Source organism: Rhodopseudomonas palustris, assembly GCF_007005445.1.
GTDB lineage: Bacteria > Pseudomonadota > Alphaproteobacteria > Rhizobiales > Xanthobacteraceae > Rhodopseudomonas > Rhodopseudomonas palustris_G.
This window is the reverse complement of the sequence record NZ_CP041387.1, coordinates 2,077,021-2,100,305: the sequence shown is the minus strand read 5'-3', so window position 1 is coordinate 2,100,305 and position 23,285 is coordinate 2,077,021. Positions and strand designations below refer to the sequence as shown.

Here is a 23,285-nt window from a genome sequence, read left to right as displayed (position 1 = left end):
ATCGCGGGGGACAGCGGGCGCGCCCGAAAGCGCCCCAGCGGATTCGCGGGCGCATTGAGGCATAGTCGGCCGTTTCATGTTCGACATCGGGTGGAGTGAACTGATGGTGGTCGGGGTGGTCGCGTTGATCGCGATTGGCCCCAAGGAGCTGCCGGGTGTGTTGCGCACGGTGGGCCAATGGGTCGGCAAGGCGCGGCGGCTCGCCACCGAGTTCCAGGGGCAGTTCCAGGAAGCGATGCGCGAGGCCGAGATGGCCGACCTGAAGAAGTCGTTCGACGAGGTCAAGGAAGCCACCACCGGGCTGTCGACCAACAACATGCTCACCAAGCTGTCGAGCGAGGTCACCGACGCGATCGCGCTCGACAAGCCCGCCGCCACCGACACCCCGACAGCAGCCACCTCGACCGCAGACACCCCGCCGACCGAGCCCACCACTCCGGTGCAACCGACAGCCGAGACGCTGATCGAGCCGACCCGGCACGACGCCGCGATCTCGGAGCCGCTGGCGATCGTCCGTGAGACGCTGGCTGCCGAGCCGGCGCATTTGCCGGTCGCGGCCGAGAGCCACGCGCTCGCCACCCCGGACGCGTCGCCGCCGGATCTCGCCCATCCCGACCGCGCCGGTTCCGAACTTGCCGGTTCCGAACTCGCCAAGGACGCCAAAGCGTCATGAGTGCCGAAGACATCGAGGCCTCCAAGGCGCCGCTGATGGACCACCTGATCGAGCTGCGCTCGCGCCTGATCAAGGCGCTGCTCGGCTTCGGCATTGCGTTCATCTTCTGCTTCTTCTTCGCCAAGCAGATCTACAACGTGCTGGTATGGCCGTTCGTCTGGGTCGCGGGGGTGGAGAATTCGAAATTCATCTATACCGCGCTGCTCGAATACTTCCTCACCCAGCTCAAGCTGGCGATGTTCGGCGCCGGCTTCATCTCGTTCCCGATCATCGCCACCCAGATCTACAAGTTCGTCGCGCCCGGCCTGTACAAGCACGAGAAGAACGCCTTCCTGCCGTATCTGATCGCCACCCCGGGCTTCTTCGTGCTCGGCTCGCTGGTGGTATACTTCGTGGTGCTGCCGATGCTGGTGCGGTTCTCGCTCGGCATGCAGCAGGTCGGCGGCGACGAGACCGCGCAGATCCAGCTCCTGCCCAAGGTCGGCGAATATCTGTCGCTGATGATGTCGCTGATTTTCGCGTTCGGGCTGGCGTTCCAGTTGCCGGTGATCCTCACCCTGCTGGGCCGGATCGGCGTGCTCACCTCCAAGCAGCTCAAGGAGAAGCGGCGTTACTTCATCGTCGGCGCGTTCGTCATCGCCGCGGTCCTGACGCCGCCCGACGTGATCAGCCAGGCCTCGCTCGCGCTGCCGCTGATGCTGCTCTACGAAGGCTCTATCGTCGCGGTGTCGATCGTCGAGAAGAAGCGCGCTGCCGCGGACGCCTCGACGTCGACCGACTCGTCGCCGCCGGCCGGGGCGGCCTGACCGCTCTTCATTTGGCCTGCTGTCTGCAACGGCCGAGCGTGCCGCGCTGGTAATCGAGTCAGCATTGTGCGGATCTCCGAATCGACCGCATGTTGGCGGCCGCAGCGAGGTCGCCGTCGGGTGGCCCGTTTGCCCGGGCTCCTATGCGCGTATATCAAGACACGATCCTGCTGACTCTGCCATTGGTCGCATCGATCGTGGCGGCGCCTGCCGCGCGGGCCCAGCAGCAGCCGAGCTGCACGGGAATCTGTGCTCTGCAGGCCGCCGATCAGGAAGCGCTGCTGGCCCCGTTCAACAACCTGCCGGCGACCGCGCAGGGGCGGGCAGTGCTCGATGCCAATCTCAATAAGCAGGTCGAGATCTATCTGAACTCGACTCAGGCCGAGAAGATCGCCGCCGGCACCGTGCTGATCCTGCCCGCAGTGCCGGCCAACGTGCTGCTGCGCGCCTTCCCGGGCAATCCGGCCTACGGCTACAACGCGCAAGGCATTCCGACCGCACCGACGCTGCCGCCCTCCATCTTGAAGATGGAAGCCGCGATCATCAGCAGCAATCAGATCGTGGCGATGAAGCCATACTTCGGCACCACCGACGTCTACGGCAACGCCTACGGCTATCTGCCCGGCCAGACCGACAGCTATGGCAACCCGCCGCCGTATCAGGTCTCCGCGGCGATCCTGAATAACCCGTTCACGCCGCAGAACTCGTCCTATCTGGCGTGGCAGAACCAGCAGACGCCGGGCGCGTACAAGATCAATTGGGTACTCGGCGACTCCACCGTCGGCGACTTCCCCAGCGCCCACACGATGCTGGCGACCTCCAACGCGGTGCCGTTCGCGATCCTGGCGCCGGGCTATTATCAGCAGTTCGTCATGGCGGCGGCGCAGTTCTCCTACGACCTCAACGTCTATGCGGCGCACTATCCGCTTGACGTAATCGGAGGCCGGGTGATGGCGACCTACGTCACCGCCAACATGCTGGCCGGTAATCCGCTGTATGCCTCGGCCGATTTCAACACCACGCTTTTGCCGTCGCTGAGCACCGAGATGCAGACGTACCTGGGCGGCGGCGCGGGCTCGCCCTATGCGTCGGCGTGCGCCAATCTGATCGCCTGCCTGAGCAGCGGGGTGATCCCGACCGCCGCCAGCTATCAGCAGCAGGCGCAGGCCTATCGGCGGTTTCTTACCTACGATTTTCCGTCGGTCGGCCCGACCGATCTTGCGCCCGTAGTGCCCGCGGAAGCGCATTACCTGATCGCGACGCGCTATCCGTATCTGACGACCGCGCAGCTCGATGAGATCCTCGCCACCACCGAGCTTGCGTCGGGCGGGCCGCTCGACAACGGCAGCGGCTGGGCGCGGATCAACCTCTATGCGGCAGCCGGCGGCTACGGCGCGTTCCGCAGCAACGTCACCGTGACGATGGATGCGTCGCAAGGCGGCCTCAACGCGTTCGATGTCTGGAGCAATGATATCTCCGGTCCGGGCGGACTGACGCTGGCAGGCACCGGCACGCTGGTGCTGGCTGGCGCCAACACCTACACCGGCGGCACCCGGGTTCAGAGCGGCAGCACGCTCGGTCTCAGCGGCAGCCTGCTCGGGCCGCTGTGGGTCGCCTCCGGGGCTAGCTTCGTGGTCGGCCGCAGCGGCACGTTCACAGGCGCGCTGAGTAACGACGGCACCGTTTACAACGCCGGCGTGGTCGACGGCAGCTTCAGCGGCGGCGGCTCCTTCACCAACGCCGGCTGGCTCGGCGGCACCGGCACGTTCGGCTCGCTCGATCTGCGCGGCGGCTCGATCGTGTCGCCCGGTCATTCGGTCGGCACCATTCAAGTCTCCGGCAATCTCAGCGTGTCGGCGGGCGCCGCTTACTTCGCCCAGGTCGAGGGAAGCACCGCGGATCTGATCCAGGTCGGCGGCACCGCGAACCTGTCGGGCGGCACCGTTATCGCCGGGCTCATCGGGCACAGCCCGGTCCTCGGCCAAGCCTATCCGATCCTCACCGCGGCCGGCGGCATCACCGGCAGCTTCGCAAGCGCGGTGACCGACGATCTGCCGTTTCTCGCCGCGTCGCTGAACACCTCGGCCAACGCGGTGACGCTGACGCTGACCCGCAACGCCGTTCCGTTCGCCAGCCTGGCGACCAGTGCTAATCAGGCCGCCGTCGCCAATGCGCTCGACGCCGGTCCAGCGGCGAGCGGGCTCGGCCTGCTGATCGCCACGCAGTCGGCTGCCGGGGCGCCGCGCGCGTTCGATGCGCTGTCCGGCGAGGTTCATGCCAGCGCCCAATCCGCGCTGCTCGACGACAGCCTGATGCTGCGCGAGGCGGTGCTCGGGCGGATGTGGCAGAGCGGGGTCACCGACACGGTGCTCGCCACCGGCCCCAGCGTCTGGGCGCAGGGCATCGGCACCTGGGGCCGCAGCGGCAGCGACGGCAACGCCGCGGAGGCGACGAGCTCGGTCGCCGGCTTCGTCAGCGGTGTCGATTACCGGTTTGGCTCCGGCTGGCAGGTCGGCCTCGCCGGCGGCACCACCAACTCCACAATGACGGTCCGCGACCGCGCCAGCTCTGCCGGCATCGATACCGCGCATCTCGCCGGCTACGCGTCCGGCGAGGCCGGCCCGTGGCGGCTGCGCGCGGCGGCCTCAGCCAGCTTCAGCAAGCTTTCGACCAGCCGCTCGGTGAGCTTCCCGGGCGTCACCGACATCGCCGGCGCCCGCTACGATGCCACCACCGCGCAGGCGTTCGGCGAGATCGGCTACCGCGTGGCGGTCGGGCAGGCCGTCGCCGAGCCGTTCGGCGGGCTGGCGCTGGTGCATCTGCATCGCGATGCGTTCACCGAAGGCGGCGGCATCACCGCCTTGGCCGGGACGGGCCACAACGACGATATCGGCTATTCGACGCTGGGCGGCCGGCTGACGACCAGCTTCGCGCTGTCGCCCGGTCTGGTGGCGATGCCGCGGCTGGCGGCGTCGTGGCAGCATGCGTTCGGAACGACGGCACCGATGTCGGATCTGGCGTTCCGCAGCACCGGCGAGCCGTTCGCGGTGGCCGGCGTGCCACTCGACCGCGACACCGCGCTGGTCGAATGCGGCTTCGATCTACAGCTCGGGCCGCAGGCGCGGGCGGGACTAGCGTACGCCGCCCAGCGCGGCGAGCGTGCCCGGCGCGACCAGGTCCGCGGCCTGTTGAGCTGGCAGTTCTGACCGGTCTCGGTTGTCCTGCCCGGCCTTGTGCCGGGCATTGCCGTCTTTTACAGACGGTGCTCCGCAACACGCGGACGGCCGGGACGGGCCCGGCCTGACGAGGCGATTCCATGCACGACATCAAAGCGATCCGCGACAATCCGCAGGCCTTCGACGCAGCGTTCATGAGGCGCGGTCTGGCGCCGATCGCAGGCAGCCTGATCAAGCTCGACGAAGCCCGCCGCGCCGCGGTGCAGGCCGCCGAGCAGGCGCAGGCGCGGCGCAATGCGGCGTCGAAGGAGATCGGCGACGCCAAGAAGGCCAAGGACAACGCCCGCGCCGAGGCGCTGATGGCCGAAGTCGCGGAATTGAAGACCACGATGCCGGCGCTCGACGCCGCCGTGAAGGAGGCCGACGAGGCGCTGAAGAAAGCGCTGTCGGAGATCCCGAACCTGCCGCTGCCTGAGGTGCCGGAAGGCGCCGACGAGCACGGCAATGTCGAACATCATCGCTTCGGCGAGAAGCCAAGCTACACCTTCACGCCGAAGCCGCATTACGATCTCGGCGAAGCGCTCGGCATGATGGATTTCGAAGCCGCGGCCAAACTCTCCGGTGCACGCTTCACGGTGCTGAAGAAGGGGCTTGCCCGGCTTGAGCGCGCGATCGGCCAGTTCTTCCTCGACGTCCACACCGGCGACCATGGCTACACCGAAGTCAACCCGCCGCTGCTGGTGAAGGACGATGCGATGTTCGGTACCGCGCAGTTGCCGAAGTTTGAGGACGATCAGTTCAAGGCACATCGCACGTTGACAGAGGCTGAGCTGAAGTTGGCGGAGGATCATGCGCTATTCGATGATGTCGTGCGATCTGGAGCTGAGTTTGATGGCGAACGGCTCGCGAAGCTCACTCAAGAGCATCTGGCGCGAATTGAACGGGAGCGTACGGCCCTCTGGCTCATCCCCACCGCTGAAGTCTCACTGACCAATCTGGTGCGCGAGTCCATCCTCGACGAGAAAGAGCTGCCGATGCGGCTCACCGCGCTGACGCCGTGCTTCCGCGCCGAGGCGGGTGCCGCTGGCCGCGATACGCGCGGGATGATCCGGCAGCATCAGTTCACCAAGGTCGAGCTGGTGTCGATCACCACGCCCGAGCAGTCCAGGGATGAACACGAGCGGATGCTGGCCTGCGCCGAGGAAGTGCTGCGGCGGCTCGGGCTGCACTACCGCGTGATGACGCTGTGCACCGGCGACATGGGCTTCGCGTCGCAGAAGACCTACGACATCGAGGTCTGGATGCCGGGGCAGGGCGAGGGCGGGGCTTACCGCGAAATCTCGTCGTGCTCGGTGTGCGGCGATTTCCAGGCCCGCCGCATGGACGCGCGCTCGCGCGGTCCGGACGGCAAGCCGCGCTTCGTCCACACGCTGAACGGCTCCGGCACCGCGGTCGGCCGTGCGCTGATCGCGGTGATCGAGAACTATCAGCAGGAAGACGGCTCGATCGCCGTCCCCGAGGTGCTGCAGCCCTACATGGGCGGGCTGAAGGCGATCGCGAAGGCGTAAGGCTGATGACCGTCTCCGTCATTGCGAGCCCAACGGGTCGGTGCTCCGCACCGCCCGATGACAGGCTCCGGCGAAGCAATCCAGAAGCGCCGCGCTCGGCGCTGGATTGCTTCGTCGCTGCGCTCCTTGCAATGACGGTGATACTCGCGGCGATGAGTACACCAGCTCTCGCCGCCGGGCCTGCCGAAATGATCTCCGATTTCCGCGCCCGGAACGGCGAGGGCAGGGTGGTGATGGACGCGACGCTGAATGCGATCGCGCAGCGGCAGGCCACCGCGATGGCGTCGAAGGACCTCCTCAGCCACGAGGCCGGCGGCTCGTTCACCTCGCGCGTGGCGCCGGCGAAGACGTCGCGCGCCGCCGAGAACATCGCTTACGGCTATCCGGATTTTCCGAACACGCTGAAGCAGTGGATCAACTCGCCGGGTCACCGTCGCAACCTGTTGCTGAAGGGCGCTTCGAAGGTCGGCGTCGCCAGCGTCAGGTCGAGCGCGAGCGGGCGGACCTATTGGGCGATGGTGATCGCCGGCGGCGACGAGAAGCCGAAGCCGAAAGCGAAGCCGCCGGCCAAATCCGCGAGCAAGCCCGCGGCGAAATCGGCCTCCAGCTCCAAGGCGGCCGCCGAGCCGGCGGCCACCTGGGGCAAGCTGCTGCCGAAACCTTCCGCCGCGCGGGATTGCACGGTGCGGATGCTCGGCCTGTGCATCTGACATCTGAGAGGATGAGTACGAATCGGTGGACTAAACCAAGAACATCTTGCGCCGTCTGATTCTGGTGGCAGTCTAGAAACACGTCATGATTCGGAGAAAAAACAATGCAGCAGGAATACGACACTCGCCATGTCGGGATTGCTCCGGCGCCTCGACCGTCTAACGGTAACCCCGGTACTCACGTTCCTGTCCGGCCAGCCCCGTCTCCGCCTCCAGCGTCCCCGCCGCCCAAAAAGGAATGATGTGTTGATGGATCATGCACAATTTATTACTGCGGCAAAATTTGATGCGCTTCGAAATGCAATATATCACGTCGCGCGGCGGCAGTATTACGACGGACTGAATCGTTTACTGAATTTTCTCGTCATTATTCTCGGTGCGGGTGTTGCCGGCAAAGCCGCCAGCCTTATCGAAGTTAGAGATCTTTGGCTTGAAATTGGTGTGCTTGTAGCGGCGACGGCACAATTGGCGTTTGATTTCGGTTACCGGGCTAGAACACATGAAATCTTACAGAAGAAGTACTACGAAATGATCGCAGAAATGGAGGTGGATGACGCTTCGGATTTAAAGAAATGGAACGCGAAGCTATACACCATTGCAAGCGATGAACCCATGCCGATGCGGGCACTAGACGCCTTAGCCTACAATGCAGCGCTTGATGCAACGATGAGCGATCCAGTGCTAAAGGCGGAACATCGCATCTATGTTCCTTTTATCCATCGATTGTTCAAGCATCTCATCGCCTTTAATGGGCACGAGTATGTACTTGAATCTGAGCGTTCCTCTCTATGGCGTCGTCGAGCCAAAGAGAACTAACAGTGAAAAAGTCAGTTTCGATCACGAGAGTCAAAAAGGGCTCTTCCAAAAAGAAGGGCAAGGCGGCCGTAAAGAAAGCGGTTGCGAAGCACCCGGGTGTACGACCACCTCCCAAGAAAAAGAAATAAGCCAAGTCGGGCATGTTCGAATCGCGCGGTTTCAGCGCGGGCAGCGCTAATTCGTCTGCTACGGGTTGTAAGATTTCGCAGCCCGAGATTTGCCTCGTGGGTGGTTGCCGGATAAGACCAAAGCGATCATGAACGACCTGAAAAGGCGACCAAACGACATGCGGATTCTGTGCACCAACGACGACGGCATTCACGCGCCCGGCCTCAAGACGGTCGAACAGATCGCCCGCGCGCTTTCCGACGACGTCTGGGTGGTGGCGCCCGAGCTCGACCAGTCCGGGGTGTCGCATTCGTTGTCGCTGAACGATCCGTTGCGCCTGCGCGAAGTCGGCCCGCGGCACTTCGCGGTGCGCGGCACGCCGACCGACTGCGTGATCATGGGCTCGCGCTTCATCCTCAAGGACAAGGCGCCGGATCTGGTGCTGTCCGGTGTCAACCGCGGCCGCAACGTCGCCGAGGACGTGGTCTATTCGGGCACCATCGCCGGTGCGCTCGAAGGCACCATTCTGGGGCTGCCGTCGTTCGCGCTGTCGCAGGAATTCACCATCGAGACCCGCAACGCGCCGCTGTGGGAGACTGCAAGGACGCACGCGCCAGACATCATCCGCAAGGTGATGGCGGCGGGCGTGCCGAAGAACACCGTGGTCAACATCAACTTCCCGGCCTGCACGCCGGACGAGGTCAAGGGCGTGGTGGTGACGCGGCAGGGCAAGCGCAATCCCGGCTTCCTGCGGATCGACGAACGTCACGACGGCCGCGGCAACCCGTATTACTGGATCGGCTTCGAGAAGATCAAAGTCGCCGACATGCCGGCCGAAGGCACTGATCTGGCCGCGCTCGCCGCCAACTTCGTCTCGGTGACGCCGCTGCGCCTCGACCGCACCGACGAGGCATTTTCGGCGGCGCTGACCAAGACGCTGGGATAAGCTCGAAACGAGCGCGTAGCATGGGTTGGGCGCAGCGACCGCAGATGATCCGACGGAACTACGCGGCGCCGCGCAGCGTGGCGTCGAGCGCCTGCTTCAGCGATTCGATCTGGAACGGCTTCTGCAGCGCGGGGCGATCGCGATAGTTTTCCGGCACGCCCTGGGTGCCGTAGCCGGTGGCGAAGATGAACGGCCGGTTGCGCGCCTTGAGCAGGTCGGCGACCGGCGAGATCACCTTGCCGTTGACGTTGACGTCGAGGATCGCGATGTCGAAGTCGGTGGCTTCGGCGAGTTGCAGCGCTTCGTTGATCTCACCGGTCTCGGCGGCGACCGAGAAGCCCAGCTCTTCGAGCATGTCGGCCACCATCATGCGGATCATCGCTTCGTCCTCGACCAGAAAAACGGAGCCGCCGGTCGGGCCAGGTGTCGTCATCGGATGATGTCCTCGAAATGTGCTGTCGCGGGCGCCGATCTGCAGCAAAGGCGCTTCTCCGAACACCGTCGCAAATAAGCGGCGGGATGGCAAATGCAAGCGCGACCTACGTCGTTGCGTGGCGCTCCGCACTTGCCAGGTTTCGTTCCGCACGCCAACACTCTGCCGAGAATCGCGCCATCCGGAACCCGAGTGGGCGGCGCACCGACCGATCGCGAGACCCGAGATGCCGAGCCCCGCGGCGCCGCCGCCCGAAAAGATGATGTTCCAGCTCAGCCTGCGGCGGCGCGGCATCAGCGATCAGGCGGTGCTGCGTACCATGGAGGCGGTGCCGCGCGACCAGTTCGTCGATCCCGGCTATCGCGACGGCGCTTGGCGCGACACCGCGCTGCCGATCGCCTGCGGCCAGACCATCAGTCAGCCGTTCGTGGTCGCCTACATGACCGAGCAGCTTCAGTTGCGTCCGCGCGACCGCGTACTCGAGATCGGCGCCGGTTCCGGCTATCACGCCGCGGTGCTGTCGCGGCTGGCGGGGGACGTGCTGAGCTATGAACGCTTCAAGACGCTGGCCGACCGCGCCCGCAAGCGACTCGCCGAGCTCGGCTGTCACAATGTCGAAGTGGTATTCGGCGACGGGTTCGACCTGCCGGAGACCGCCGGCACCTTCGATCGTATCCTGGTCACCGCCGCGGTGCCAGAGCTGCCGCAGCGTTTGCTCGATCTGCTCGATCCGGGCGGCATTCTAATCGCCCCGGTCGGGCCAGCGAACGGGCGGCAGACGCTGCTGCGGGTGCGCCGCTCCCGGGACGGCGACGAGCACAAGGCACTCGGCGAGGTCCGCTTCGTACCCGCGCTGCGCGGCACCGCGCGCGAGCTCTGAGCGCACTCGGCTTTTCGATTTCTCAGCGTCAACAAGCGGTTTCCGCGCAAGGTTAAACGGTTGTTTACTGGCGCGGTGTTTACTCAATTTACCTGTCGTATTGCGTATGAGTGAGTAACCATGTCCCGCGTTGCCGCGTTGCTTTGCTCGCGCCGCACCCCGCAAGTTGCGGTGCTGGCGTTGATGTCGGTCGGTTTCAGTGCGTGCAGCGCCGACATGCAGACACGCTTCCAGCAGGCCCCGTTCGGGCCGGTCGAATCCACCGGGTCGGTGGCACGTCAGCCGCAGCGGCAGGAGCTGCCGCAATATGCGCGGCCTCAGTATCAGCAGCCGCAATATCAGCAGCCGTACCAGCCGCAATATCAATCGCCGCAGTACCAGTCGCAGGCTCTGCCGCCGATCTCGGCGCCGCCGTCCTATCCGGTCGCGGGGCAGGGTGCCGGCGTCTCCGGCGGCGGTCGCGGTGTCGCGTCCTACGAGCCGCCGCCGCGCGCCCCGATCGAGTCGACCGGGACGGTGCAGGCGCCGCGCTCGGTCGCTGCGGCGCGGCCGATGCAGGCTGCTCCCGCACCGGCCCCGGCTGCAGGCACCACGATCATCGTCGGCACCAGCGATACCCTCGAGATCCTGGCGCAGCGCTATCGCGTCTCGACCGCCGAAATCCTGCGCGCCAACGGCTACAAGGGGCCGCGGCGATTGCAGCCTGGCCAGCAATTGGTGATTCCGAGCCGCGCCACGACCGCCCAGGCGGCTGCGCCGGTTGCCGCACCGGCCGCCGTTCCGCCGGCGCCGCGTCCGGTCGCCACCGCGGCGCCGGCCCCGACAGCGTCCCGGGTCCACTACGTCAATAACGGCGACACGCTGATCAACATCGCGCGGCGCAACAACCTATCGCTCGGCGAGCTGGCGCGGTACAACAATCTCACCACCACGACCAAGCTGAAGCCGGGCATGAAGATCAACGTGCCGACCGCGCAGGTCGCGGCGGCTGCGCCGGCCCAGCCGCAGGCGCCAGCCCCGGCTGCGGCTCCTGCCGCTGCGCCGGTGCGGATGGCCAGTGTCGCTCCGACGCCGGCCGAGCCCGCCCAGAAGGCCCGGATGGTGGCTCCGACCGAGACACCGGAATCCGCGGCCCCGGCCGATGCCTCCCCGGTGAAGGCCGCCGAGGCGACCGGCGCGCTGCCGAGCTTCCGCTGGCCGGCCCGCGGCCGCGTCATCGCCGCCTACGGCGCCAAGACCAACGGCAAGTCGAACGACGGCATCAACCTGTCGGTGCCGGAAGGCACCCCGGTGAAGGCTGCCGAAGACGGCGTCGTCGCCTACGCCGGCAGCGAGCTGAAGGGCTACGGCAATCTGGTGCTGATCCGGCATTCCAACGGCTACGTCTCGGCCTACGCCCATGCCAGCGAACTGATGGTCAAGCGCGGCGAGTCCATCAAGCGCGGCCAAGTGATCGCCAAATCCGGCCAGAGCGGCGACGTGTCGTCCCCGCAACTGCACTTCGAGATCCGCAAGGGATCGACCCCGGTCGATCCGCTCAAGTTCCTCAACGGCGCCTGAGCAACGCTGGTTGAGCGATACCTGGAAGACGAAATGCCCGGCCCGAAAAGCCGGGCATTTTCAGTTCCGCCGGCGGTCGGCGATGGCGATACGGTCGAGCTAACAACGCCTCATTGATCGCAGCGGACTTGCCCCTTTCCGAGCGCATGAAGCCCTCATCTGACGGTCCGACAAACCAGGGCGTCTCGCAGGATGAGGAACCGCATCGCCTGCGGCGCAGAGGTCGAGACGGCGCGTTGCGCCTCCTCACCGGTGAGGTCGTGCCGGTTGCGAAGTCTGCGAAGCGCAACTCTGTTTCGATCAGAAACTGAACTACTCTGGTTGCGGTCAGTGGACGCCGAACTTGTACGACGCCTGCACGAAGCTGCCGTAGCGCTCGACGCGGATCGGCAGCAACTGGGTCGGCACCGGGCTGCCGAAGCCTGCGGTCTCGACATCGGTCGCCCACATCGCCCAATAGCGGCCGCCGACACCGATGTTGAGCGTCGGCGTCACGTCGTAACTCAGGATCGCCTCCAACTGAACACCGCGTCCGGTGCCCCAGGCCGGTGAGTTCTTGTCGGCGACGTCGGTTCTGTTGTGATGGATGTCGAGCGCCGAAATATGAGTGTAGGGCAGGTAGGCGGCGTCGACCTGCAGCCTGGTGTTCGGTGCGACGGTCATGGTGCCGTTGGCGCCGATCCGCAGCGAGTGCCAGTCTTCGTATTGGCTGATCGAGATGCCTTGCGCCGATCCGCAGAATGCCCCGGGATCCTGCAGCGCGATCTGGCGGCAATCGAACGCGTCCTTGCGGTCGCGATAGAAATTGTAGCCGGCGAACACGCCGAGCTTGCCGGACGCGTTGCCGAACAGATCGATACCGGCGTCCAGCGTCGCATAGGCGATGGTGCCTGTGACCTTGCCGTGGTCCGTGTTCGAATACGCCGTGGCGTTTTGCTGGTCGGTGGGGAACCAATCTTCGTCGTTCATCTTCCCCGCCACCAGCGCGCCACCGCCGGCGAAGCCCTTCAGGAACAGCTTCTGCGGGCTGTCGATCCGCCAAAACACTTCGCCGGAGTGTCCTTCGCTCGCGTAGGTGAGGCGCGACACCAGATGCTCCTGGAGGGCGTTGACGGTGTTGAGCGTCAGATCGTTCTGATAGCGGCCGTGGCTGTACCAGTAACGCGCGCCGACATCGAACTGCCAGGACGACCAGGGATTGACGGCGGCTGCCTTCACCGGCAGCAGCGACGCCTGATCGAATGCGCCGTCGCCACGGCCGAACTGATAGTTCAGCCCGAGCTTGATCAGATGCATGTCCTGACGCACCTGCGTCGGCGCGCCGGGCGTGTCGATCAGGGTGTTGGGGTTGAACGGCGTCTGCAGAAATCCGCCGCCGGGTGTGTCCATCCCGCGGCGGCCGAAATTCGCGTAGTCGTATTCGGCCCGTACCGACCAGCGCGGCGTCAGCGCGTGCTCGATGCCGGCGCCGACGGTCCAGCCCCAGCGCGTTGCGTTCAGCTCGGCGCCGGGCTGAGCCAGATAGTCCGATGCGTTGGTCGTCATGGTCAGATTGCCGATCAGGAACGCGCCGCCGCCTTTGACGTACAGCAGCGAACGGCCCTGCGCGCCGAAGGCGTGGCCGAGCCGCCCGGTCAGGGTGCCCAGAACGTGTTCGCGAATCCGACAGTTCGCCGAAACGAACTGGCCGGAATAGGCCAGACAGGTGTCGGTGCCATCGGCGTCGAACGCCGAGCACCCAGGCCGAGCCGGGGGCTTGCCAGGTGTAGCCGGCCTGCAATCCCGCCAGCGCTTTCGGCGTCCGCACGGTGTCGCCGTAGATCGACGCCCCAAAAGGATTGTCGACCTTGGCGGTGCCGAAGCCGGCGCCCAAATGAGCGCCGAGATAGAAGCCGGTCCAGTTCCAGACGGCGACGGCCTTGGCGGCCGGGGGCCGCGGCAGATCCGCAGCGTGCGCGCCGCATGATGCGGCCAGCACGGCGGACACACAGATGATCGAGTTGCTGATCGAGTTGCGCACGGACTTCGCCCCAAAGTCGCCATCGACGCCCTCGCGGACACAGGCCGTCCGCGTGACTGTGCCTGTCCACGAATCGCTGTCGGCACTGTAGGGGCAGGCACCGCCGGTTGCGAACTCGGAAACCTCCGAGTCGCCCCGACTTTCCTTGGCGGCGACGGAAACCGCAGTCCGGTTACCCGGTTCCGAGTCGCACCGCGAGCCGGCCGGCGAGGTCTTGCACGAACTGCCAGGCGACGCGGCCGGAGCGCGACCCCCGGGTGGTCGACCATTCCAGTGCTTCGCGTTCGAGCTGGTCGTCGTCGATCGCGATGTCGTAGTGCGCGCAGTAGCCGCGCACCATCGCCAGGAATTCATCCTGGCTGCATTTGTGGAAGCCGAGCCACAGACCGAATCGATCGGACAGCGACACCTTCTCCTCCACCGCTTCGCCGGGATTGATCGCGGTCGATCGCTCGTTCTCCATCATGTCGCGCGCCAGCAGATGCCGGCGATTCGAGGTTGCGTACAGGATGACGTTGTCGGGCCGGCCTTCGATACCGCCTTCGAGCACCGCCTTGAGCGATTTGTAGGTGGCGTCGTTGCCGTCGAACGACAGATCGTCGCAGAACACGATGAAGCGATAGTCCGAGGCGCGCAGCAGCGCCATCAGCGCCGGCAGGCTTTCGATGTCCTCGCGGTGAATCTCGATCAGCTTCAGCCGGCCGGCGACGTCGGGCCGCGCGTTGACATGCGCGTGAGCGGCTTTGACCAGCGACGATTTGCCCATGCCCCGCGCCCCCCACAGCAGCGCGTTGTTGGCGGGCAGGCCGGTTGCAAACCGTTCGGTGTTTTCGATCAGCGTGTCGCGCATCCGGTCGACGCCCTGCAGCAGCGACAGCTCGACCCGGCTGACCCTGGGAACCGGCGCCAGCCGCCCCTCCGGTTGCCAGACGAACGCCTCGGCCGAACTCAGCGCGGCATCGGCCGGGACCGCGGAAGTGCCCGCCAGGTGGGCGGAAATGCCCTCCAGCGCACGGGCGATCCGCTCCAGCAGGGCGCCCTCAAGGGGCGTGCCGGGGGGAGCGCCCGAAGGGGCGCGCTTGGCCGCGGGCGGGCGGGCTTGCTTGCGGGCGGCTGATTTCGGGGCGGCTTTGGAGCGGCGGGTTTTCGTTGCTTTGGCCATTCTTGAACTTCCTGACGCGGCAGCCATATCGGGCCATGGCACCTCCGGCAACCCACGGAAACGGGAGCGCTCAGAGCGGGGTGGCGGCGTTGCAATTGGGACCGCGGCGGTTATAGTCCGCGCGAATTTGCGCCCCCGGCCGTCGCTTTCCGCGCCGGGTCGGCTCGCTCGTTTTCACGGGGAAATCCGAATGTTCGTTACGCCCGCCTACGCCCAGGCCGCTGCTGCCGGTGGCGACGCCAACAGCATGCTGATGTCGCTGCTGCCGTTCGCGCTGATCTTCGTCATCATGTACTTCCTGATCCTGCGGCCGCAGCAGAGGAAGGTCAAAGAGCACGCCGAGATGGTGAAGAACATTCGCCGCGGCGACACCATCATCACCTCCGGCGGCCTGGTCGGCAAGGTCACCAAAGTGATCGACGACGATACCGTCGAGTTCGAAGTCGCCGACGGCATCCGCGCGCGCCAGATGCGCCAGATGATCACCGGCGTCCGCAGCAAAGGCGAGCCGGTCAAGGATGCTCCCGAAGCCAACGGCAAGGCCAAGGGCAAGAAGGACAAGGACGCTCCGGCCAAGACCGACGGAGACAAGACCGAGCCGACCAAGGACGACACCGCGTCGAGCTGATGCTCCGACGCAGTGGCTGTTTCGGTTTCTGACGGGACAACTCGATGCTGTATATCTCACGGTGGAAGGCGCTGGCGATCATCCTGACGGCGCTGATCGTATGCCTTTGCGCCGTTCCCAATTTCTTCCCCGAGAGCACCGTCAAGAACTGGCCGAAATGGGCGCAGCGCCACCTCGTGCTTGGCCTCGATTTGCAGGGTGGTTCGCACATCCTGCTCGAGGTCGACGCGAATTCGGTCAAGAAAGACAAGCTCGAATCTGTGCGCGACGACGCCCGCCGGGTGCTGCGCGAAGCACGGATTGCCTATACCGGGCTGTCCACCAAGGGAGACTCCGTCGAGGTCCGGATCACCAAGGATACCGATGTCCCGACGGCGCTCACGAAACTGCGTGAGCTGTCGCAGCCGCTCGGGGGCCTGCTCGGATCCAACGGCCAGCGCAACCTGGAAGTCTCCGACGCCGGCGGAGGACTGATCCGGCTAACGGTGCCGCAGGCGGCGATCTCCGACCGCGTCCGGCAGTCGGTCGACCAGTCGATTCAGATCGTCGAACGCCGCGTCAACGAACTCGGTACGGTCGAGCCGCTGATCCAGCGCCAGGGCGCCGACAGAATCCTGGTTCAGGTGCCGGGCCTTCAGGATCCGACCCGCTTGAAGGAACTGCTCGGCAAGACCGCCAAGCTCGACTTCCGCATGGTCGACGCTTCGGTGTCCGGCGATCAGGCAATGGCGGGCAACGTTCCGTCCGACTCTGAGTTGCTGATGAGCGCGTCGTCGCCGAAGCAGCCCTATGTGATCAAGAAGCAGGTGCTGGTTTCGGGCGCCGATCTGACCGACGCGCAGCCCGGCTTCGATCAGCGCAGCGGCGAGCCGATCGTCTCGTTTCGCTTCAACACCAACGGCGCCCGCAAATTCGCGCGTGCGACCACCGAGAACGTCGGGCTGCCATTCGCCATCGTACTCGACAACGAGGTGATCTCGGCCCCGGTTATCCGCGAACCGATCACCGGCGGCTCCGGCCAGATTTCCGGCAGCTTCACCGTGCAGGGCGCCAACGATCTCGCGATCCTGCTCCGGGCCGGCGCGCTGCCGGCGCCTCTGACCATTATCGAAGAGCGCACCGTCGGCCCTGGTCTCGGCCAGGATTCGATCGAAAAGGGTGAGCGCGCCGCCTATGTCGGCTCGATCTTGGTGATCGTGTTCATGCTGCTGACCTACCGGCTGTTCGGCGTGTTCGCCAACATCGCGGTCGCCGTCAACGTCGCGATGATCTTCGGCATCCTGTCGATGCTCAACGCTACGCTGACGCTGCCCGGTATCGCCGGCATCGTGCTTACCGTCGGCATCGCAGTCGACAGCAACGTGCTGATCTACGAACGTATCCGCGAGGAGCTGCGCTCCGGCCGCAATGCGATTTCTGCGATCGACGCAGGCTTCAAGCGCGCGCTATCGACGATTCTCGACAGCAACATCACCACCTTCATCGCCGCCGCGGTGCTGTTCTATATCGGCACCGGACCGGTGCGCGGTTTCGCGGTGACGCTCGGCATCGGGATCATCACCACCGTGTTCACCGCCTTCACCGTGACGCGGCTGATCGTCGCCGCCTGGGTGCGGTGGAAGCGGCCGCAAGTCGTGCCGATCTGACGCACCTTATCCGAGAGAGCTGCAAGTGACATCGACACAGTGGATTTTGATCGGGCTGGGCGGAGTCGTCGTGGTGCTGACGTTCGTCAGCATCATGAACTGGTTGCCGTCGCTGCGGATCGTGCCCGACGAGACGCATTTCGACTTCACCCAATTCCGCCGCATCAGTTTTCCGATCTCGGCGGTGCTGTCGATCCTGGCGATCACGCTGTTCTTCACCCACGGGCTGAACTTCGGTATCGACTTCAAGGGTGGAACGCTGCTCGAAGTTCGCGACAAGTCGGGGACCGCCGATATCGCCGGGATGCGCGCGACGCTCGGCAAGCTGGGGCTCGGCGACGTTCAGTTGCAGCAGTTCGGCGGCCCCTCGGAGGTACTGATCCGGTTGGCGGAGCAGCCGGGCGGTGACCAGGCGCAGCAGGACGCCGTGCAGAAGGTGCGCGCGGCGCTCGGAGAATCCGTCGAGTATCGTCGCGTCGAAGTGGTTGGACCACGGGTTTCGAGCGAACTGCTCGCCTTCGGTATGCTCGGGCTGATCCTCGCCATCCTCGGCATCCTGATCTATCTCTGGTTCCGATTTGAATGGCAGTTCGCGCTCGGCGCGATGATCGCCAACGTCCACGACATCGTGCTGACGATCGGCTTCATGTCGATCAGTCAGGTCGACTTCGACCTGACCTCGATCGCGGCACTGTTGACGATTCTCGGCTACTCGCTGAACGACACCGTGGTGATCTACGATCGTATCCGCGAGATGCTGCGGCGCTACAAGAAGATGCCGATGCCGCAACTCCTCAACGAGTCGATCAACTCGACGCTGTCGCGATCGATCATCACCCATGTGACGGTGACTCTGGCGCTTCTGGCGCTTCTGGTGTTCGGGGGCAACGCGATCCACTCCTTTACCGCGGTGATGATGTTCGGCGTTGTGTTGGTCGGTACCTACACGTCGATCTTCATCGCGGCGCCGATCCTGATCTATCTCGGCGTCGGCAGCCATCGGCTCGACGATCCGGACGAAAAGCCGGCGAAGCCGGAGCCTGCCCCGGTGGCGGCTGCGGCGCCCGCGGCCGACGAGATCCCTGCGCGGTTCGTCGATACCGATGCCAAGGCCGCAGCGCCGGTTGCGACGGCGAAGCCGGCGAAATCGGGTAAGCCGAAGAAGCGATAGGCGCCGAGCCGGCAAGGCTGACTGCCGAAGCCGGAATTTGAACCGTGACCGTGCCACCGGATTGACGCGCTGGCACGGTCCGCTCCGGTGTGCCGCGAACCAAGGTGCCGCCGCATGACGCAACCGCTCGACCCAGGACGCTAGCCCGTGGGACAACGCGCCGAGATTCCGCACTTTCCCCGCAGTGCTGCGGTCGACGCCTATGGCAAGGGCGGGTTCTATTTCGCCGACATGTCGCACCAGGGATCGCTGCTGTTCCTGCCCGACGCGGTGTGGGGCTGGGACGTCACCAGGCCGGAGCAGATCGACCGCTACAGCCTGCAGCGGGTGTTCGACAACGCCAATGCGATCGACACGCTGATCGTCGGCACCGGCGCCGACGTCTGGATCGCGCCGCGGCAGTTGCGGGAGGCGCTGCGCAACGTCAACGTCGTGCTCGACACCATGCAGACCGGCCCGGCGATCCGCACCTACAACATCATGATCGGCGAGCGCCGGCGCGTCGCGGCCGCGCTGATCGCGGTGCCATGAGCGAGCCCGCCGACACCGGCACCGCAGCGTTCTGCGCCGGGCTGGTGCGCGAGGCCGACTTCGACCGTTATGCGGCCACGCTGTTCGTCGCGACCGAGAAACGCCGGCCGCTGCTGGCGCTCGCCGCGTTCAATGCCGAGATCGTCCGCGTCCGCGGCCAGGTCAGCCAGCCGCTCCCCGGCGAAATCCGGTTGCAGTGGTGGACCGATCTGCTGTCCGACGCTGCGCATGGCGGCGCCGAAGGCAACCCGGTCGCGGTCGAACTGACGCGCACCATCGCCGATCACGCACTGCCCGCCGAACCGCTGACGCGGCTGATCGAAGCTCACATCTTCGATCTCTACAACGACCCGATGCCGGACTGGGCCGTACTCGAACCGCATCTGGCCGAGACCGAAGGCGCGCTGCTGGCGCTCGGCGCCCGGGTGCTCGGGCAGGGCGCCGAGCAGGCTCCGGATGCGATCGAGCACGTCGCGCGCCACGCCGGCATCGCGATCGGGATCGGGCGGATCGTGGCGCGGCTGCCTTACGATTCCGCCCGCCGCCAACTCTATCTGCCGAACGACGTGCTGCTGCGACACGGCTGCGACCTGGAGCAAGTCTTCGGCGGCCAATCGACCCCGGCGCTGCGCGCCGCGCTCGCAGAAGTGATCGCCGAGGCGCGCAAGCATCTCGATCAGGCACTGCTCGAGCTGGCCGATCTGCCGACCGCGCTGCGCCCGGCCTTCCTGCCGCTGGCGCTTGCCCGCCGTGATCTCGACCTTCTGGCGTCTCCCGAGCGCGATCCGTTCACGCCGTTCGAGCGATCGCGGCTGGCCACGCTGTGGACGCTGTGGCGGGCAAGCCGGAGCAAAGCGTTTCGTATGTAACTGACCTCTCCGCATCATGAGGAGCGGCCCGACCAAGCAGTCCACGAGCGCAGGTGCGCAGCTTCCGGGTTGCTTCGCTTCGTTCGCGATGACGGGGCGACGCTTCTGCGCCCTTAGACAGCGACGGACGACTACGCCGCCTTCGGCAGCTTCAGATTTGCGGCGATCCAGCCGTCCATGTCGGCAAGGGCGCGGGCGCTGAGCGCCTGCTTCCTGGCGACGGACTTTTCCGGCCCACGCAGCCGCTTGCCATCCGGGCCTTTGGTCGGGGGACTAGCGAGCGGCGGGAACAGGCCGAAATTGATGTTCATCGGCTGGAACGAGCGCGGCCCGGCATCGATGGTTTCGATGTGGCCGCCGGTGATGTGTCCGAGCAGGGAGCCGAGGGCCGTGGTCGGCGGCGGCGGGGCCAGCGATCGGCCGAGAGCATCGGCGGCGGCGCTCAGCCCTGCGAACAGACCGACGCTGGCGGATTCAACGTAGCCCTCGCAGCCGGTCATCTGCCCTGCGAACCGCAGCCGTGGCGATGCGCGCAGCCGAAGGCTTTCGTCGAGCAGCTTCGGCGAGTTGAGAAACGTGTTGCGGTGAAGGCCGCCGAGCCTTGCAAATTCAGCGTTTTCCAGCCCGGGAATGGTCCGGAAAACGCGCTGTTGCGCGCCGTGCTTCAACTTGGTTTGGAAGCCGACCATGTTGTACAGCGTGCCCAGCTTGTTGTCCTGCCGGAGCTGGACGATGGCGTAGGGCTTCACCGTCGGGTTGTGCAGATTGGTCAGGCCGACCGGCTTCATCGGGCCGTGGCGCAACGTCTCGCGGCCGCGCTCGGCCATCACTTCGATCGGCAGGCAGCCGTCGAAATACGGGGTGTCCTTTTCCCAATCCTTGAAGTCGACCTTATCGCCCGCGATCAGTGCATCGACGAAGGCGTCGTACTGTTCGCGGGTCATCGGGCAGTTGAGATAATCCGCGCCGGTACCGCCGGGGCCGACTTTGTCGTAGCGCGATTGAAACCACGCCACCGACATGTCGATCGAGTCGCGGTGTACGATCGGGGCGATGGCGTCGAAGAACGCCAGCGCACTCTCGTCAGTCAGGCCGCGGATCGCCTCGGCGAGCGGAGCAGAGGTGAGCGGGCCGGTCGCAACGATGACGTTGGCCCAATCCTGCGGCGGCAGACCATCAATCTCCTCGCGCCGGATCTCGACCAGCGGATGCTCGGCCAGCGCTTTGCTCACTGCGGCCGAAAAGCCGTCGCGATCGACCGCCAATGCACCGCCGGCTGGCACCTGGTTGGCATCGGCCGCCCGCATGATCAGCGAGCCGAGCTTGCGCATCTCGGCATGCAGCAGCCCGACCGCGTTGTTGGCGGCATCGTCGGAGCGGAACGAATTCGAGCACACCAGCTCGGCAAGACCGTCTGTCTTGTGCGCCTCGGTCGTCCGGGTGGGGCGCATCTCGTGCAGCACGACCGGGACGCCCAGGCGGGCGATCTGCCAGGCGGCTTCCGAGCCGGCGAGGCCGGCGCCGATGACATGAACGACGGGCGAAGAAGAGTGGGGGCTGCTGGTCATCGGCTACAGCTAGCCTGTTTCAGCCGCGGATCAAATCCGATTCAGTCGCTGCGACACGCCGCAGTCCATCGCCACAGCAGCGCAACACCGTCTCGAAACGACAACGCCCGCCAGAAGGCGGGCGTTGGCCGTAGAGGGCAGAAAACAGCAGGTTGGGTCAGCCGTTGTAGTGACCCGAAGCGACGCGCGGGATGTCCGAACGGTCAAGTCCGATGTCGGCCAGTTCGCGATCGCTGAGCTGAGACAACTCAGCGACATTGCGCTGATAGTCCCGGAACGCGCGGATTGCGCGGATGAGCGAAAGCAGCATGGGATGGTCTCCTTGTCCACGATTCAGTTCTTCGGAAGAACCGAAGCGTCGAAAGGAATATAGGCGACGAGTCGGAAAACCAGCAGCGAAAATGTTGCACCGCAGCTAGACCGTGAATGCATACCGACAGGAAGGAATGATTAACCCTTTCGGCCCTGCCGGCTCGCTCGGGGGGCTGTTTGGCCCTTCAGTCGAGAGCCCGTTCAAGCCTCCCTAGAAGCCCTACGAGCTGAATTATAGTGCATTTTCAGTAACGTGTTACGTTGGGCGGCGCCTGCTTGCGTTCCAGAGTTGCATTCTAGTGCCGGAGCTGTCCCTCGTTCGGGTTAAGACCTTCGAACAATTCGATCTCGTCCCATGCAGTATACGCATAAATACGGAGGACGTGAATATCCATTCAGGGGCGAATCGCCGATTTGATCTGTCGCAATGCACAAAACGGCCGCCGACCTCTGAGAACGATCGGCGGCCGAGGTGGGGAGCTTGCCGACGAGTCGGCTCAGGTCCCGTTGCGCTTCCATTGCAGCAGGTTCGCCGGGAAATCGGCAGCCGACCGCCGGGGCGAGCGAATCGGCGGCAGCAGCGGCGGCTTCGGATTGGGTTCGACCGCCTTGCGGTACAGATGCCATGTGGCGTGGCCGAGCAGTGGAATCACGACCGCCAGACCGAGGAATGCCGGCACCGAGCCGACGAGGAGCAGAACTGCCACGATCACGCCCCAGGCGGCGATCGGCAACGGATTGATCGCCACCACCCGCAGCGACGTCGCCATTGCGTCGCCGATGCCGGCGTTGCGGTCCAGCATCATCGGGAATGCGACCACGCTCAGGCACAGTGCCGCCAGCGCGAACAGGAAGCCGACGCCGCAGCCGATCAGGATCAGGCTCCAGCCCTCCGGCGTGGTCAGCACCCGGCGTGCAAAGTCCGGGATTGCAGCGGCCGGAGCGTAGCCGAACAGCGCGACGTAGATCGCCTGCGCGGCGGCGAGCCACACGAGAAACAGCGCCAGCAGGATAGCGCCGAACCCGAGCATCGCGGCGAGCGACGGCGACCGCAGCACCGCCACGGCGTTCGAGGCGGTCGCCGGCTCGCCGCGTTCGCGGCGGCGGCTCAGCTCATACAGCCCGAGCGCGGCGAACGGGCCAAGCAGCGCAAAGCCGGCGGCGAGCGGAAACAGCAACGGCAGCACTGCGTAGCCTTGCACCATCCGCGCCAGCACCAGGCCCAGCACCGGATAGATCAGCACCAGCATCACCGCGTGGCTCGGCACCGCTTTGAAATCCTCCCAGCCTTGCCGAAGCGCGGCGCCGAGATCGGCAAAGCCGATGCGATGGACGGCGGGGACAGCGTCGTCCGCAGCGATTGCGGCACGATCGGAAGAATAGGTCGTGGCCATGCGTAGCGTCCTCCCGTGTTCGACGTTGATCATCACCGGCCGTGCGCCGAAACGGCGGGCCGGGCGCTTGTTGTGCGGACACGAACGATCAGTAAGGAGCCAGACGCGAGAGCAACGAACGAACTGGTCCTGTGACCCGAACTTGCCGCGACCTGTGAAGGTATCCTAACGCCGCTTAGTAGCGGTCGTTGCTCAAGCTTTGGTGATTTTCGATGCTGCGGTGCGAGGCCGACTCGGGTGGACGGGTGAACTGATCTCGCGAGGCACCGCTCCGCGCGCGCAACGATCCGCCGGTGGAACCCAACGGG

At 65.5% G+C, this 23,285-nt stretch carries 19 protein-coding genes and 1 pseudogene; 14 read left to right on the top strand and 6 right to left on the bottom strand.

The window, feature by feature from the left end:
• Nucleotides 1-76 precede the first annotated feature (76 nt).
• The 7 genes from tatB (at nucleotide 77) to surE (ending at nucleotide 8,803) form a co-directional block, all read left to right on the top strand.
• Complete coding sequence (gene tatB, locus FLL57_RS09595) at nucleotides 77-673, top strand: Sec-independent protein translocase protein TatB (RefSeq protein ID WP_142882764.1); 597 nt, start codon at nucleotides 77-79, stop codon at nucleotides 671-673.
• Complete coding sequence (tatC, locus tag FLL57_RS09590) at nucleotides 670-1,479, top strand: twin-arginine translocase subunit TatC (RefSeq protein ID WP_142882763.1); 810 nt, start codon at nucleotides 670-672, stop codon at nucleotides 1,477-1,479. The genes tatB and tatC overlap by 4 nt, the downstream gene beginning before the upstream one ends.
• Before the next feature lie 143 nt (nucleotides 1,480-1,622).
• Complete coding sequence (locus FLL57_RS09585) at nucleotides 1,623-4,685, top strand: autotransporter domain-containing protein (RefSeq protein ID WP_185966204.1); 3,063 nt, start codon at nucleotides 1,623-1,625, stop codon at nucleotides 4,683-4,685.
• Nucleotides 4,686-4,795: 110 nt separating this feature from the next.
• A complete protein-coding gene (gene serS, locus FLL57_RS09580) occupies nucleotides 4,796-6,223 on the top strand; it encodes a serine--tRNA ligase (RefSeq protein ID WP_142882761.1) in 1,428 nt (475 codons plus the stop codon).
• 152 nt (nucleotides 6,224-6,375) lie between these two features.
• Nucleotides 6,376-6,933: a CAP domain-containing protein gene (locus FLL57_RS09575; RefSeq protein WP_433962614.1), complete on the top strand. Its 558-nt coding sequence runs from the start codon at nucleotides 6,376-6,378 to the stop codon at nucleotides 6,931-6,933.
• Between the two features lie 249 nt (nucleotides 6,934-7,182).
• Nucleotides 7,183-7,749: a hypothetical protein gene (locus tag FLL57_RS09570; RefSeq protein ID WP_142882759.1), complete on the top strand. Its 567-nt coding sequence runs from the start codon at nucleotides 7,183-7,185 to the stop codon at nucleotides 7,747-7,749.
• Nucleotides 7,750-8,035: 286 nt separating this feature from the next.
• Nucleotides 8,036-8,803 carry a 5'/3'-nucleotidase SurE gene (gene surE, locus FLL57_RS09565; protein WP_013502370.1) on the top strand — a complete coding sequence of 256 codons (768 nt, stop codon included), beginning with the start codon at nucleotides 8,036-8,038 and terminating at the stop codon, nucleotides 8,801-8,803.
• A 58-nt stretch (nucleotides 8,804-8,861) separates the two neighbouring features.
• Here the strand turns inward: surE and FLL57_RS09560 are convergent, their stop codons facing one another.
• Nucleotides 8,862-9,236 (bottom strand): response regulator, encoded by a 375-nt coding sequence (locus FLL57_RS09560; protein WP_013502371.1) that lies wholly within the window; start codon nucleotides 9,234-9,236, stop codon nucleotides 8,862-8,864.
• Between the two features lie 226 nt (nucleotides 9,237-9,462).
• On the opposite strand from FLL57_RS09560, the gene FLL57_RS09555 reads away from it, so the two are divergent.
• Both FLL57_RS09555 and FLL57_RS09550 read left to right on the top strand, forming a co-directional pair.
• On the top strand, nucleotides 9,463-10,116 hold the full coding sequence (locus tag FLL57_RS09555) for a protein-L-isoaspartate(D-aspartate) O-methyltransferase (protein ID WP_142882758.1): 654 nt from the start codon (nucleotides 9,463-9,465) through the stop codon (nucleotides 10,114-10,116).
• A gap of 120 nt (nucleotides 10,117-10,236) precedes the next feature.
• Entirely contained in the window at nucleotides 10,237-11,676 is a 1,440-nt protein-coding gene (locus FLL57_RS09550) for a peptidoglycan DD-metalloendopeptidase family protein (protein ID WP_142882757.1), read from the top strand.
• A gap of 327 nt (nucleotides 11,677-12,003) precedes the next feature.
• On the opposite strand, the pseudogene FLL57_RS09545 reads toward FLL57_RS09550, so the two are convergent.
• Nucleotides 12,004-13,684: pseudogene (locus tag FLL57_RS09545) on the bottom strand (outer membrane protein).
• A 184-nt stretch (nucleotides 13,685-13,868) separates the two neighbouring features.
• The gene (locus tag FLL57_RS09540; RefSeq protein ID WP_142882756.1) at nucleotides 13,869-14,858 is read right to left on the bottom strand and encodes an ATP-binding protein; all 990 of its coding nucleotides are present in this window, start codon (nucleotides 14,856-14,858) and stop codon (nucleotides 13,869-13,871) included.
• Between the two features lie 190 nt (nucleotides 14,859-15,048).
• On the opposite strand from FLL57_RS09540, the gene yajC reads away from it, so the two are divergent.
• The 5 genes from yajC to FLL57_RS09515 all read left to right on the top strand — a co-directional run bounded on the left by yajC (nucleotide 15,049) and on the right by FLL57_RS09515 (nucleotide 19,703).
• Nucleotides 15,049-15,486 carry a preprotein translocase subunit YajC gene (gene yajC, locus FLL57_RS09535; protein ID WP_013502376.1) on the top strand — a complete coding sequence of 146 codons (438 nt, stop codon included), beginning with the start codon at nucleotides 15,049-15,051 and terminating at the stop codon, nucleotides 15,484-15,486.
• A 44-nt stretch (nucleotides 15,487-15,530) separates the two neighbouring features.
• Complete coding sequence (secD, locus tag FLL57_RS09530; protein ID WP_013502377.1) at nucleotides 15,531-17,132, top strand: protein translocase subunit SecD; 1,602 nt, start codon at nucleotides 15,531-15,533, stop codon at nucleotides 17,130-17,132.
• A 25-nt stretch (nucleotides 17,133-17,157) separates the two neighbouring features.
• A complete protein-coding gene (gene secF, locus FLL57_RS09525; protein ID WP_142882755.1) occupies nucleotides 17,158-18,303 on the top strand; it encodes a protein translocase subunit SecF in 1,146 nt (381 codons plus the stop codon).
• A gap of 147 nt (nucleotides 18,304-18,450) precedes the next feature.
• Nucleotides 18,451-18,834 carry an Mth938-like domain-containing protein gene (locus FLL57_RS09520; RefSeq protein WP_013502379.1) on the top strand — a complete coding sequence of 128 codons (384 nt, stop codon included), beginning with the start codon at nucleotides 18,451-18,453 and terminating at the stop codon, nucleotides 18,832-18,834.
• Nucleotides 18,831-19,703 (top strand): phytoene/squalene synthase family protein, encoded by an 873-nt coding sequence (locus tag FLL57_RS09515; protein ID WP_142882754.1) that lies wholly within the window; start codon nucleotides 18,831-18,833, stop codon nucleotides 19,701-19,703. Before FLL57_RS09520 ends, FLL57_RS09515 begins: the two co-directional genes overlap by 4 nt.
• 131 nt (nucleotides 19,704-19,834) lie before the next feature.
• Here FLL57_RS09515 and trmFO read toward each other — a convergent pair whose 3' ends face one another.
• The 3 genes from trmFO to FLL57_RS09500 form a co-directional block, all read right to left on the bottom strand.
• Nucleotides 19,835-21,271 (bottom strand): methylenetetrahydrofolate--tRNA-(uracil(54)-C(5))-methyltransferase (FADH(2)-oxidizing) TrmFO, encoded by a 1,437-nt coding sequence (gene trmFO / locus FLL57_RS09510; protein WP_142882753.1) that lies wholly within the window; start codon nucleotides 21,269-21,271, stop codon nucleotides 19,835-19,837.
• A 157-nt stretch (nucleotides 21,272-21,428) separates the two neighbouring features.
• A complete protein-coding gene (locus FLL57_RS09505; RefSeq protein WP_012496279.1) occupies nucleotides 21,429-21,581 on the bottom strand; it encodes a DUF1127 domain-containing protein in 153 nt (50 codons plus the stop codon).
• A 499-nt stretch (nucleotides 21,582-22,080) separates the two neighbouring features.
• Nucleotides 22,081-22,977, bottom strand: coding sequence for a DUF2189 domain-containing protein (locus FLL57_RS09500; protein WP_142882752.1), 897 nt, complete (start codon nucleotides 22,975-22,977; stop codon nucleotides 22,081-22,083).
• Between the last annotated feature and the right edge of the window lie 308 nt (nucleotides 22,978-23,285).